Origin of the sequence: Streptomyces sp. NPDC088400 (assembly GCF_044753355.1) — a bacterium.
Lineage (GTDB): Bacteria > Actinomycetota > Actinomycetes > Streptomycetales > Streptomycetaceae > Streptomyces.
The window spans coordinates 199,663-212,025 of record NZ_JBIVMZ010000003.1; the positions used below are offsets into that span (position 1 = coordinate 199,663).

A 12,363-nucleotide genomic window follows, 5' to 3' on the forward strand; every position below is an offset into this window, starting at 1 on the left:
CACATTGTCTTAAAAGCCGGTAAGAGACCCATGAGAATCCGTTACGCGGGACCGTCCCCACAGGACGACGTGAACCGGCTGTGGGGACGGACCGGCGGCCGCCTCAGACGACCGGCACCATGCCGCGCACCACACCGAGTTCCACCAGATCCTGTGGGCGCAGCATGAGTTGGTCGGCCGTCGCGCGGGTCTGCTCGGGTGGTCGCTTCAGGATCGCCGTGGCCAGTTCGGGCGCGATGACGGAGAAATAACTGTCCGGCGTGACCCAGGTGTTGTCCGGCGCCGACAGCGCCAGGGCCCCGCCCGAGCCGCCCTCGCCGATCAGCAAGGTGGTGACGGGCACCCGGACGGTGGCCACCGCCGCGAAGAGATCGGCGATGGAACTGCCCGCTCCCCCGCGCTCCGCCTCGGCGTCATTGGCCGCGCCGGGAGTGTCGACCAGGGTCAGTACGGGGATGCCCAGCCGGTCCGCGAGGCGGATCAGCCGGGCCGCGAGGCGGTAGCCGGCCGGGAGGGTGGGGGTGCCACACTGTGCCGCGTACGCGACGGTCCGGCCCTCGCGCTCCCCGAAACCGCACAACATCCCGGGGTCCGTACCACCGCAGCGGTCTCCGACGATCGCCTCCCGGTGGCTGAAATACGTGTCCAAGTAGGCCGAGGCACGCGGGCGTTGGGGCGACCGGGTCCGAAGGACGGCGTCCCAGCCGGTGGCGGGCGGCCGGGCGGGACCGAGGCCGGCCGGGGGCGGTGCCGCTTCCCGTGTACCACCGGTCAGCAGTGTCAGCCAGCGATCGACGGTAGCGCGCAGTTCGTCCTCGCTGACCAACGCGTCGACATGGCCGGCGGCGAGCTGCGCCCGCGCCGTATAGGCGTCCGGATCGGCGTCGGCCGGGCGCACCCGTGAGCCCGCGAACCCGATCTGGGCGTCCGGCAGGGCCAGTACGACATCGGCGCCCGCGCCCAGAGTGGCCCAGCCGCCGCCCGTCGTCGGGTCACGGGCAACCGCCAGCTGGGGCAGACCGGCGGCGCGCGTCAGTGCGGACTGCCGTGCCACCCGCTGGAGTTGGAGCAGGGCGCGCATGCCTTCCTGCATCCGGCTGCCGCCGGTCGCGATCAACGAGACGACCGGCAGGCCCCGCTCACGCGCGCGGGTATGCGCGGCTTCGAGACGGTCGCCGGTGCGCTCGCCCAGCGATCCACCGAGATAGCCGAACTCGAAGGAGATCAGCACCGCTTCGGTGGCGCCGACCCGCGCGGTGCCGCAGACGACGGACTCCTCCTCGCCGGTACGCTCCCCGGCGCGCACGCGCATCGCGTCGTACCCTTCCCAGCCGAGGGGCCCGTTGGGCGGGGACGCGCCCCTCGACGGGGAGAGCTCTTTCGTCGCGGGCAGTTCGGCGAAGGTCCCGGCGTCGGCCACGGCCTCGATCGCCTCGCGCGCGCTCCACCGCTCCCGCTGCCCCGGCCCGTTCCCGCGCCGTCCCCGCTCGGTCCCCGGCCCGTTCCCTCGCGGCGCCCGCTCAGTCATGGAGCGCACGCTTCATGATCTTGCCCATGTCGTTACGGGGCAGGGCGTCCAGATAGCGCACGACCCGCGGGCGCTTGTGCGCGGCGAGCTGCGCGGCCACGTGGTCCGCCAATTCCCCTGCGGACGGCGGTTCTTCGGCACGCGCCGGAACGATCCAGGCGACGATCCGTTCGCCGAGGTCCGCGTCGGGCTCGCCGGTCACGGCGGCTTCCCGTACCCCCGGGTGCTCCAGCAGCACGTTCTCGATCTCACCCGCCCCGATCTTGTAACCGCCGCTCTTGATCAGGTCGGTGGCCTTGCGGCCGACGATACGGACATAGCCGTCGGGGTCACGGATCGCCATGTCGCCCGTGCGGAACCAGCCGTCGGTGAAGGCCTCCTCGGTCGCGTCGGGGCGGTTCAGGTATGCGGTGAACAGGTTCGGGCCACGGACCTGGATCTCACCGACCGTCTCGCCGTCGTACGCCTCGATCGTGGCGCCCGATTCCTCGACGAGCCGCAACTCGACGCCGCGCAGCGGCACACCGACCGTACCGGCGCGCGGCTCGCCGTCCGCGCGCACGCTGGTGTTCATCAGGGTCTCCGTCATGCCGTACCGCTCGACGACCCGGCGGCCGGTCGCGGCGGCGATCCGCCGGTGGTCGTGCACGGGCAGCGCGGCGGACCCGGACACCAGCAGCCGCGCCCCGGCCAGGGCCTTCACGAGTGAGGGATCTTCGGAGAGCGCTTCGGCGATGCGGTGGTACATCGTCGGTACGCCGAAGAGCATCGTGGCCCCGGAGAGGAGTTCCCGGGTGACACCTTCGATGTCGAACCGTCCCAGGTGGCGCACCGACCCGCCGCGCCGCAGCGGGCCGAGGATGCCGAGGATCAGCCCGTGGACGTGGAAGAGCGGCAGGCCGTGGACGAGTACGTCGTCGGCGGTCCACTGCCAGGCGTCCTCCAGCGCGTCCAGCGTCGCGGCGAGGGCGCGGCGCGGCAGTACGGCGCCCTTCGGCGGCCCGGTGGTGCCCGAGGTGTAGACGACCAGGGCGGGAGACTCCGGCGGGGGCTCGGGGAACGGCCCGGTGGCCACCGGCTCCGGGGCACCGTCGGTCACCGCGTCCAGCCGGTCCAGCGCGGCGAGGGCGGGCGGGAGCGCCACGCCCGGTTCGGCGACGACGAGTTCGGGGGCGCTGTCGGCGACGATGTGAGCCAGCTCGCGTTCGCCGCTCCTGGGGTTGACCGGTACGACGGGGACCCCGGCCAGCAACGCGGCCACCACCCCCACGGCGGTGCCGAGAGTGGGTGTGGCCCAGACCGCGATCCGCCGCGCACCGGCGATACGGACGGCCAGGGCACCAGCCGCGTCGGCCAGTTCGGCGTGCGTGAGGGTACGGTCGCCGAACTGGAGCGCGGGCTGATCCGAGCGGGCGGTGAGCGCCGGGAAGAGAGGGGACACGCGTCGTTCTCCTTGCTGTCTGTGACGGTCGTCGAGTCCGGCCGATCGGTCCGGGTCAGCCGAAGCCTGGCACCACCAGCAGGAGCCAGGCGGCAGCGGGTACCACCGCCACCACGATCCCTCCGTACACCATGAGCTGCCGGAAGAAACGCTCACGGTCGACATCGGGAGCCGCGGCCAGTACCAGGGCGCCATTGGTGGAGAAGGGACTGACGTCGACGACCGTGGCGGAGATCGCGAGCGCCGCGACCATGCCGATCGCGCCTATCTCGCCCTGGGCGAGGAAGGGCACGGCGAGCGGGATGAGCGCTCCCATGATGCCGACGGAGGAGGCGAAGGCCGAGATGATCGCGCCGATGTAGCAGAGCAGCACGGCGGCGAGGAGCGGGATGCCGATGTCGCCGACGGCGTTGCCCGCGTAGTCGATCGTGCCCATCTCCTCCAGGACGCCCACGTAGGTGAGGACACCGCAGATGAGCAGCACGGTCGGCCAGGCGATCTCGCCGACGGCCTTGCGGCTGGTGTCCGGCCAGAAGGCGCTGAGGAACACGGCGAGGGTGACGGAGGTGAGTCCGGCGTCGAGGTCGAAGACGAGGACGGCGACGACGAGCACGACCAGGGCGGCGAGGGTGGCGATACGGGCCGGGGTGAGGCGGGAACTCCCCCGTTCTCCGTCCGTCTCCTCTTCTTCTCGATCCGTCTCCTTCTCCTTCGTCATCGTCTTCGTCTTCGTCTCACCGTCGGCCTGTCCTCGCTGTTTCGAGGAGAGTTTGAGTCCGCCGCAGAGTACGAACACGATGCCTGCGATGAGGAGGTTGGCCACGAGGGAGGCGAGGAAGAGGGTGAGTTCGCTGCCGGGGAGCTTCTCGCGCTCCACGATCCCGTTGACGATCGAACCGTAGATGCTGATCGGCGAGAATCCGCCGCCCTGTGCGCCGTGCACCACCATGGCGCCCATCAGCAGGGGGCTGATCCCGTACTGCGCGGCGAAGCTCAGCGCGATCGGCGCGACGATCGCCACGGCCGCCGGCGAGACGGCTCCGATGGCGGTCAGCGCGCCGGTGATCGCGAACATCACCCAGGGGATCAGCGCGATACGGCCGCGGACCAGCCGGATCGAGGCGTGGACCAGCCAGTCCGTGGTGCCGTTGGCGCGGGCGATCGCGAACAGATAGGTGACACCGACGAGCACCACGAACAGATCGCCGGGGAAACCGGCGAAGATACCGTCCGCGTCGAGGCCGGCGACCAGCTCACCGACGCCGAACGCGGCGGCGAAGGCGAGCGCGCCCATATTGATGGAGCGGGTGGTGGCGATCACGAAGACCACCACCAGCACAAGGATCGAGATCAGTTCGGCGGACATGGCGGGGGCTCCCGTCCTTGGGTCCCTTGATGCGCGGGGCATGGCTGAGTTGGCCGGCCGCTCGGCCAACTGACCGGTTCGGCCGGCCAATTGGCTTACTGGACGACTGGCCAAGTGGCTGAACCACATTGGCCGTCGGCCGGCGGGAGCGTCAAGGGATCTGACAGGAATTGGCTCAGCCACTTGACCGCCCGATGCTAGGCTCGGGTCGCAGGGACCGGGTGATATCAGGGCGGGATGGGCAGGGATTGGGGGTCCGGATGTCCGACGCGCTACGGCCGATGGCCCGGCCACGGCTGTACGAACAGGTCCTCGACCGGCTGCGCAGTTATGTCACCGAGGGAGACCTCGGGGCGGGCGACCGGCTGCCGCCCGAACGGGAGTTGGCGCAGCGCCTCGGCGTCAGCCGTGCCTCCGTCAAGCAGGCGATAGTCGTCCTTGAGGTGCAGGGCCTGGTCGAGGTGCGGCACGGCGGGGGTACCTACCTCGCGAAGGACAGCCTCGACCCGGAGCCGGTCGAACGCCTGGTGGAGCGCAAGCGCCGGCTCCCCGACGTACTGGAGGCGCGCGAGGCACTGGAGACCAAACTCGCCGAACTCGCCGCCGAGCGCCGCACGGACCTGGATCTGGCCGCGCTGTACGACGCGCTGCACCATATGTCCGACGAGATCGAGGCGGGCGGCTACGGCGTGGAGGGCGACCGGCTCTTCCACACCGCCGTGACCGCCGCCGCGCACAGTGCCCTGCTCGCGGAGTTCATGCACTCCATCACCGAGCAGATCGCCGAGAGCCGTAACGAATCCCTGCGTCAACCCGGCCGCCCCAAGCGGTCGTTGGCTCAGCACCGCGCGATCCTGGACGCGATCGAGACCCGGCGCGGCAAGGCCGCCGCCGCCGCGATGCGACGCCATGTACGGACGGTGGCGAAGGTGCGCCTCCTGGACTGGAACCCGGACGACGCGACCTGACGGCTCGTCATCGGACAGTGGTGAACGGTCGAGCGGACCCGGTGAACGACGCAGCGCCGCCCCCACACCCGTGAGGTGTGAGGGCGGGATGACCGTCGTAGGCGGTAACTGCCGGATCTTCCCGGCCGGTTGAGGCCACCGGTCAGTTGAGAGTGTCGGGGTCAGGGCCCGTGCGCAGGCCCCGGTCGAGTGTGCCCAGCGCGTCCATGTCCCCGGCCGACAGTTCGAAGTCGAAGACGTCGATGTTCTCGCGGATACGCGCGGGGGTGACGGACTTGGGGATCACGATGTTCCCGAGCTGGAGGTGCCAGCGCAGCACCACCTGCGCGGCGGTCTTCTCGTGCCGGCCCGCGATCTCCGTGATCGCCTCCTCCTGGAGCAGCGCGCCCTGTGCCAGCGGGCTCCAGGCCTCGGTCGCGATGCCGTGCTGGGCGTGGAAGTCCCGCAGCGCGGCCTGCTGGAGGCCCGGGTGCAGCTCGATCTGGTTGACGGCGGGCACGACGTCGCTCTCGTCCATCAGGCGCTGGAGGTGGGCGGGCTGGAAGTTGGACACGCCGATGGCGCGGGCCCGGCCGTCGGCCAGCAGCTTCTCCATCGCACGCCAGGTGTCCAGGTAGCGGTCGCGCGCGGGAGTGGGCCAGTGGATGAGGTACAGGTCCACATGGTCCAGGCCGAGCTTGGCCAGGCCGGCTTCGAACGCGGCGAGGGTCGCGTCGTGACCCTGGTCGTCGTTCCACAGCTTGGTGGTGACGAACAGCTCGTCGCGAGGCAGACCGGAGGCGGCGATGGCGCGGCCGACGCCCGCCTCGTTGCCGTACACGGCCGCGGTGTCGATGCTGCGGTAACCGGCTTCGAGCGCGGCCAGGACGGCGTCGGTGGTCCGGTCGTCCTCGACCTGGAAGACACCGAATCCGAGCTGCGGGATCTTGACGCCGTTGTTGAGTACGACATGGGGGACGGAGGTCATGGTGTTCCTTTTCTTTGCGGGGTGGGGTTTCCCAGCGGGGTTCTTCCGTGGGGTTCTCGGAGGGGGGCGAGAAGCGCGCGCTGCGGACAGAGGGGCACACCGATGACCAACGTAACGACGTCGTCCTCGGCGCGCTCAGCGACGGCCGGCGCGGCAGGCATGCGGTGGACGCGGTCGGGGGCAGGCCGGCCCGGGCCTCGTCAGTGGTGTGCGGCTACGGCCCGGTCGGGCTCCCGCCGGGTGACCGGCCCGTCGCACGGGACCCCATGGGCAGGTCCCGGACACTGGAACGAGAGACACTGGACGTAAAGAACAGCTCCGATGACGGAGCGCGAGCGGGAAGTGGGCGGCACAGATGGGCGAGTTGATCCTGGTACGGCACGGAGAGACCGCCTGGTCCCTGTCCGGGCAGCACACCAGCTTCACCGACCTCCCGATGACCGAGCGGGGCGAGAACCAGGCACGCTCTCTGGCACCTCTTCTCGGCGAGCGCCGCATCGGGCTCACGCTGGTCAGCCCCCTCGTCCGGGCACGGCGCACCGCCGAGCTGGCCGGACTGGACGCCCTCCGGATCACGCCGGATCTGCACGAGTGGAATTACGGCCGCTACGAGGGCGTCTCCAGCGCCGAGATCCACCGCACCCGCCCCGACTGGGATCTCTGGACGGACGGCGGAGTCCCAGGACCCGACCAGCCCGGGGAGAGCCCCTCGGAAGTCGGCCATCGCGCCGACCGCGTCCTGGCCGGGGCGCTGGACGCGCTCGAACAGGCCGGTGACAGCGACATCGCTCTCGTCTCGCACGGCCACTTCCTCCGTGTGCTCACCGCGCGCTATCTCGGACTGGCCCCGGCCGCGGGAGCGCTCTTCCAGCTGGCCACCGGGACCTTGTCCCGCCTCGGCACGGAGCACGACCGGCCGGTGATCACCGCGTGGAATCTCACGCTGCCCGAAAGCGTCCTGCGCGCCACGCCACCCGAGCGGGAGAGCGCGCCCTGACCCGAGCCGGCCGGGAGGGCGAGAAGACGCCGGTCCGGCAGGGACTGCGAAAATCCGGACAGGACCGCGAAAAGGCGCCGGCCCGGTGGAAGGTATCCACCGGACCGGCGCCCTGTCCGTCCGTACCCCCGCAGGCGCTGCGGGAGCGGGAGGGACATTTCAGCTCAGACCTCAGGAGGGGAGGATGTTCTCCGCCTGCGGGCCCTTCTGGCCCTGGGTGACGTCGAAGGTGACCTTCTGGCCCTCCGTGAGCTCACGGAAGCCGGACGTCGAGATGTTCGAGTAGTGCGCGAACACGTCGGGGCCACCGCCGTCCTGCGCGATAAAGCCGAAGCCCTTTTCCGAGTTGAACCACTTCACTGTTCCACTGGCCATGCTCAGTCTCCGTTTCGAGGGACGCGTGGTTCCCGCACCATGCGGGAACCGGAGGTGATCGCCCTGGTCCGCAGAGACGCTGAACAGCACAAACGCCCGTGACGGCACGTCACGGGCGAGCGGTACTTCGGAACCACGACAGCTGATCAAGACGCTACAGGGCGCGAAGCGATACAGCCACAGAAACAACCAACTCTTGCGTCTGTGCCGCGCGATCAGACCGCAAAACGGGACATGATCACCTGTTCGTACTACTACCAGCGGTGATGCACCGAGGCGCGCAGCCGACGGTCGTAGAGTTCGCGCACGGCTTCCAGGGTCGGCCGCGGCAGGGACGCGAGGCCCGCGGCCGCACTATTGGCACGTGCCTGCTCCACCGAACGGGCGCCGGGGATGACACTGGTGACACCGGGCTGCTGGATGATCCACCGCAGCGCGGTCTGCGCCGCCGTGGCTCCTTCGGGCGCCAGCCCGGCGAACTCGACGGCCGCCGCCAGGCCCGTCTCGTAGTCGATGCCGGAAAAGGTCTCGCCCTGGTCGAACGCCTCGCCGTGCCGGTTGTACGTACGGTGGTCGTCGGCGGCGAAGACCGTGTCCCTGGTGTACTTCCCGGTCAGCAGACCGGAGGCGAGCGGGACCCGCGCGATGATGCCGACGCCCGCCTCCCGGGCGGCCGGCAGCACCTCTTCCAACGGCTTCGGCCGGAAGGGGTTGAGGATGATCTGCACACTCGCGACGCCGGGACGGGCGAGGGCGGTGAGCGCCTCGGCGCAGGTCTCGACGCTCACGCCGTAGGCGGCGATCCGCCGCTCCGCCACCAGGGTGTCGAGTGCGTCGAAGACCTCGTCCGACGAATAGACGGCCGTGGGCGGGCAGTGCAGCTGTACGAGGTCGAGCGTGTCCACACCGAGGTTGGCCCGTGAGCGGTCGTTCCAGGCGCGGAAGTTGTCCAGGACGTAGTTCTCCTCCACCTGGTCGGCCCGTCGCCCCATCTTCGTCGCGACGAACACCCCGGCGTCGGGCCGGTCCTTGAGATAGCGGCCGATCAGCTGCTCGCTCCGGCCGTCGCCGTACACATCAGCCGTGTCGAAGAACGTGACGCCCGATTCGACCGCCGCGTCCAGGACGGCGAAGGCGTCCGACTCGGACACCTGCCCCCAGTCCGCGCCGAGTTGCCATGTCCCCAGCCCGACGGCGGAGACTTCCTGACCGGTCCTGCCACATACGCGCTGCTCCATGCGGAGCATGCTACGTGGGCCGCCTCCGAATTAATTTTGCGGATCGTGCACTTTTGCATACTCTGCAATATGTGAGAAACGAAGGTAGGGATCTGGGACTCCGCGAGCGCAAGAAGCGGGCCACCCGGGCGGCCCTGGCGGAGGCGGCGGTGCGGCTGGCCGCCGAGCACGGCGCCGAGAACGTCACCGTCGAGGCGATCAGCGAAGCCGCCGGGGTCTCGCCGCGTACGTTCTTCAACTACTTCGACAGTCACGACGACGCGTTCGTCATGATCGACCGAGAGGTCGGTGAGCGGGTCAGGCGCACGGTGCGCGAGGCACCGGCCGCGCTGCCCCCGCTCGATGTGGTGCGCGAGGCACTCGCCACCGAGCTGGCGAACGTGGAGGAGCAGCAGGAGATCTGGCACCTGCGGGCCCAGGTGTTCCAGCGCTCTCCGCATCTGCTGCTCCGCGGCATGGGCGCGCACATGGCCGAAGAAGTCGAACTGGCCGAGGCCATCGCCGTACGGCTCGGCGCGGCTCCGTTCCTGCCGGACGGAGAGAAGTCCGGCGGGCGGGGGCCCTGCGAGCACGTCCCCGACACCTCGGCGCTCGGTCTCTACCCGCGGCTGCTCGCCGCCGTCGCCACGACCGCGGTACGGGTCGCCGTCGAGCACTGGTGCGCACAGAATCCGGGCGTCTCCTTTCCCGCAACCTTCCGGCGCGTGTTCGCCCATCTGGCCGCCGGACTTCCCGAACCCCCGGGAGTCGGCCCCACCGGACCTCCGGCGGACGGCTGACCCGCCGCTCGACCTCGCCCCGCATCCCACCCATGGATTTGAAGAAGGACACCTTGAGTGCAACAGAGGCGCCCGACCAGGCGCCGACCTCCATGTCCAACCGGCAGATACTCCAGGCCATGTCCGGGTTGATGGCCGGTATGTTCGTCGCCATCCTGGCCGGCACGGTGGTGTCCAACGCCCTGCCCCGCATCATCGCCGACCTCAACGGCAGCCAGTCCTCGTACACCTGGGTCGTCACCTCCGAGCTGCTCGCCATGACGGCGACCGTGCCTCTGTGGGGCAAGCTCTCCGACCTCTACAATAAGAAGCTGCTGCTTCAGCTATCCCTCGGCCTGTTCGTCGTCGGGTCCCTGCTCGCCGGGTTCTCGCAGGGCATCGGGCTGCTCATCTTCAGCCGAGTCGTCCAGGGCATCGGCGCCGGTGGACTCACGGCCCTGGCGCAGATCGTCATGGCAGCGGTCATCCCGCCCCGGCGGCTGGGCAAGTACGCCGGTATCTTCGGCGCCGTCTTCGCCATCGGTACGGTCGCCGGACCGCTGGTCGGCGGCGTCATGGTGGACACCTCGTGGCTGGGCTGGCGTTGGTGCTTCTTCATCGGCGTGCCTTTCGCGCTCGCCGCGATCCTGGTGCTCCAGAGCACGCTCAAGCTGCCCACCGTCCGCCGTGAGGTGAAGATCGACTACCTGGGCGCGTTCCTGATCGTCGCGGGCGTCTGCGCGCTGCTCATCTGGACCTCCCTGGCGGGCAATCAGTTCGACTGGCTGTCGTGGCAGACGTTCGCCCTCACCGGCGGGGGTGTGCTGCTGCTGGTGGCCGCGGTCTTCGTGGAGGCCCGGGTTCCCGAGCCCATCATCCCGCTGACCATCTTCCGCAACCGCACCGTCTCGCTGACCACGGTCGCCAGCCTGCTGGTCGGTGTGGCCATGTTCGGCGGCACCGTCTTCCTCTCGCAGTACTTCCAGATCTCGCTCGGCAAGTCCCCGACGGCCGCCGGCCTGATGGGCCTGCCGTTGATCCTCGGTCTGCTCGTGTCGTCCACCGTCGCCGGCCAGCTCATCAGTGCCACCGGCAAGTGGAAGGCCTATCTGATCGCGGGCGCCGTGACCATGACGGCCGGTCTGGGGCTGCTCGCCACCATCAGCGCCACCACGAGCTTCGGTCTCCTCAGCCTCTACATGGCCGTTCTCGGTGTCGGCGTCGGACTGCTGATGCAGAACCTGGTCCTCGTGGCGCAGAACGACGTGCCGGCGGCGGATCTCGGTACGGCCACCTCGGTCCTGTCGTTCTTCCGCAGCATGGGCGGAACGATCGGTACGAGCGTGCTGGGCGCGGTGCTGGCCAACCGGGTGTCGGCCGAGATGGAGAAGAGCCTGGGTACGGCGGGCCAGGCGGCGTCCGGCGGCCACGGCGCCGTACCGGACATCTCGAAGCTGCCCGCGCCCATGCGGGAGATCGTGGAGCACGCCTACGGTGTGGCCACGGCGGAGCTCTTCCTCGTCGCCGCCCCGTTCGCCGCGCTCGCGCTGGTCGCCGTGGCCTTCCTCAAGGAGAAGCCGCTCAAGACGACGACCGGGTTGGAACGCCTCGCCGAGGAGAGCAAGTCCGACGGCGTCGGCGCCGACGTGAAGGCGGCTCCGGCCGCCCCCGTGGGCTGAACCCCGTCCGGCTCACTCGCCTCACACGCCTCACTGTCGGCCCTGTCCGGCGGGCCGGGCACATCAGCGAGGCGTGGAGGCCAGGGCCCGGTCGTCCCGGAGGGCCACGCCCAGATTCTGGTGGATCTCCGTCGTGGCCGTGGATCGGTTGAGGGTGATGTAGTGCAGGCCGGGGGCGCCTTCGGCGAGGAGGCGCTCGGCCATGACCGTGGCGTACTCCACGCCGATGCGGTGTCCTTCCCCCGGCTGGTCGCGCGCCGCTTCGAGCCGCCGGGCGAGCTCCTCGGGGAACCGGGCGTCGCTGAGCTCGGCGAAGCGGCGGATCTGCCGTACGTCGGTGGCCGGCATGATCTCCGGGATGATCGGCGTCGTACATCCCGCCGCCACGAGCCGGTCGCGGAGCCGCAGATAGTCGTCCACGTGGAAGAACATCTGAGTGATGGCGTAGTCGGCGCCCGCACGGCACTTGGCGACGAAGTGCCGGATGTCGCTGTCCCAGTCGGCCGAGCGGGGGTGGCGCTCCGGGAAGGCGGCCACACCGACGGTGAAGTCGCCCAGTTCCCTGATGAGGGTGACGAGTTCACTGGCCTGGGCGAAGCCCTCCGGGTGCCGGACCCACTCGCCTCGCGGGTCGCCGGGCGGGTCGCCGCGCAGGGCGAGGACGTCCCGGATGCCGGCGTCCGCGTACTGGCCGATGATGTGCCGCAGTTCGGCGACCGAATGGCCGACCGCGGTGAGATGGGCGACCGGACGCAGGGTGGTCTCGGCGGCGATGCGCTTGGTGACGTCGATCGTACGGTCGCGCGAGGAACCGCCGGCTCCGTAGGTCACCGAGACGAAGGACGGGGCGAGCGCCTCGATACGGCGGATCGCGTTCCAGAGCGTGCGCTCGCCCGCCTCGGTCTTCGGCGGGAAGAACTCGAAGGAGAACGAGCGCCGGCCGTCGGCCGTCAGGGCTCGCGGGCCGGGCCGGGGGTGGTGGGGACGGTCCGCGGTCTCAGGCGCCATGGCGGGGGTCCTTCCTCGAGTCGCTCACTGCGTGGATG

11 protein-coding genes are annotated in these 12,363 nt (G+C 70.2%); 4 read left to right on the forward strand and 7 right to left on the reverse strand.

The genetic code is table 11. From position 1 onward, the window contains the following. Nucleotides 1-103: 103 nt before the first annotated feature. The 3 genes from ACIQD6_RS08985 to ACIQD6_RS08995 are packed head-to-tail and all read right to left on the reverse strand — an operon-like array spanning nucleotide 104 to nucleotide 4,335. The gene (locus ACIQD6_RS08985; protein WP_401880009.1) at nucleotides 104-1,528 is read right to left on the reverse strand and encodes a carboxyl transferase domain-containing protein; all 1,425 of its coding nucleotides are present in this window, start codon (nucleotides 1,526-1,528) and stop codon (nucleotides 104-106) included. After that, nucleotides 1,521-2,969: an acyl-CoA synthetase gene (locus tag ACIQD6_RS08990; protein ID WP_401880011.1), complete on the reverse strand. Its 1,449-nt coding sequence runs from the start codon at nucleotides 2,967-2,969 to the stop codon at nucleotides 1,521-1,523. Before ACIQD6_RS08990 ends, ACIQD6_RS08985 begins: the two co-directional genes overlap by 8 nt. 55 nt (nucleotides 2,970-3,024) lie before the next feature. Continuing rightward, the gene (locus tag ACIQD6_RS08995) at nucleotides 3,025-4,335 is read right to left on the reverse strand and encodes an SLC13 family permease (protein ID WP_401880013.1); all 1,311 of its coding nucleotides are present in this window, start codon (nucleotides 4,333-4,335) and stop codon (nucleotides 3,025-3,027) included. A 260-nt stretch (nucleotides 4,336-4,595) separates the two neighbouring features. Between ACIQD6_RS08995 and ACIQD6_RS09000 the strand changes: the two genes are divergently transcribed. Beyond that, nucleotides 4,596-5,303, forward strand: coding sequence for a FadR/GntR family transcriptional regulator (locus ACIQD6_RS09000; protein ID WP_401880015.1), 708 nt, complete (start codon nucleotides 4,596-4,598; stop codon nucleotides 5,301-5,303). Between the two features lie 142 nt (nucleotides 5,304-5,445). Here ACIQD6_RS09000 and ACIQD6_RS09005 read toward each other — a convergent pair whose 3' ends face one another. After that, entirely contained in the window at nucleotides 5,446-6,270 is an 825-nt protein-coding gene (locus ACIQD6_RS09005) for an aldo/keto reductase (protein WP_401880017.1), read from the reverse strand. 355 nt (nucleotides 6,271-6,625) lie between these two features. Here ACIQD6_RS09005 and ACIQD6_RS09010 point away from each other — a divergent pair, with 355 nt between their 5' ends. Further along, entirely contained in the window at nucleotides 6,626-7,267 is a 642-nt protein-coding gene (locus ACIQD6_RS09010; protein WP_401880018.1) for a histidine phosphatase family protein, read from the forward strand. A 171-nt stretch (nucleotides 7,268-7,438) separates the two neighbouring features. Here ACIQD6_RS09010 and ACIQD6_RS09015 read toward each other — a convergent pair whose 3' ends face one another. Together ACIQD6_RS09015 and ACIQD6_RS09020 are read right to left on the reverse strand one after the other, a co-directional pair. Next, nucleotides 7,439-7,642: a cold-shock protein gene (locus tag ACIQD6_RS09015; RefSeq protein WP_365819281.1), complete on the reverse strand. Its 204-nt coding sequence runs from the start codon at nucleotides 7,640-7,642 to the stop codon at nucleotides 7,439-7,441. 254 nt (nucleotides 7,643-7,896) lie between these two features. Further along, complete coding sequence (locus ACIQD6_RS09020) at nucleotides 7,897-8,889, reverse strand: aldo/keto reductase (protein WP_401880020.1); 993 nt, start codon at nucleotides 8,887-8,889, stop codon at nucleotides 7,897-7,899. Between the two features lie 62 nt (nucleotides 8,890-8,951). On the opposite strand from ACIQD6_RS09020, the gene ACIQD6_RS09025 reads away from it, so the two are divergent. Then, nucleotides 8,952-9,659, forward strand: coding sequence for a TetR/AcrR family transcriptional regulator (locus tag ACIQD6_RS09025; protein WP_401880022.1), 708 nt, complete (start codon nucleotides 8,952-8,954; stop codon nucleotides 9,657-9,659). Between the two features lie 92 nt (nucleotides 9,660-9,751). Further along, entirely contained in the window at nucleotides 9,752-11,317 is a 1,566-nt protein-coding gene (locus ACIQD6_RS09030) for an MDR family MFS transporter (RefSeq protein ID WP_401880762.1), read from the forward strand. Nucleotides 11,318-11,380: 63 nt separating this feature from the next. Here the strand turns inward: ACIQD6_RS09030 and metF are convergent, their stop codons facing one another. Beyond that, complete coding sequence (gene metF, locus ACIQD6_RS09035) at nucleotides 11,381-12,325, reverse strand: methylenetetrahydrofolate reductase [NAD(P)H] (RefSeq protein WP_401880024.1); 945 nt, start codon at nucleotides 12,323-12,325, stop codon at nucleotides 11,381-11,383. Between the last annotated feature and the right edge of the window lie 38 nt (nucleotides 12,326-12,363).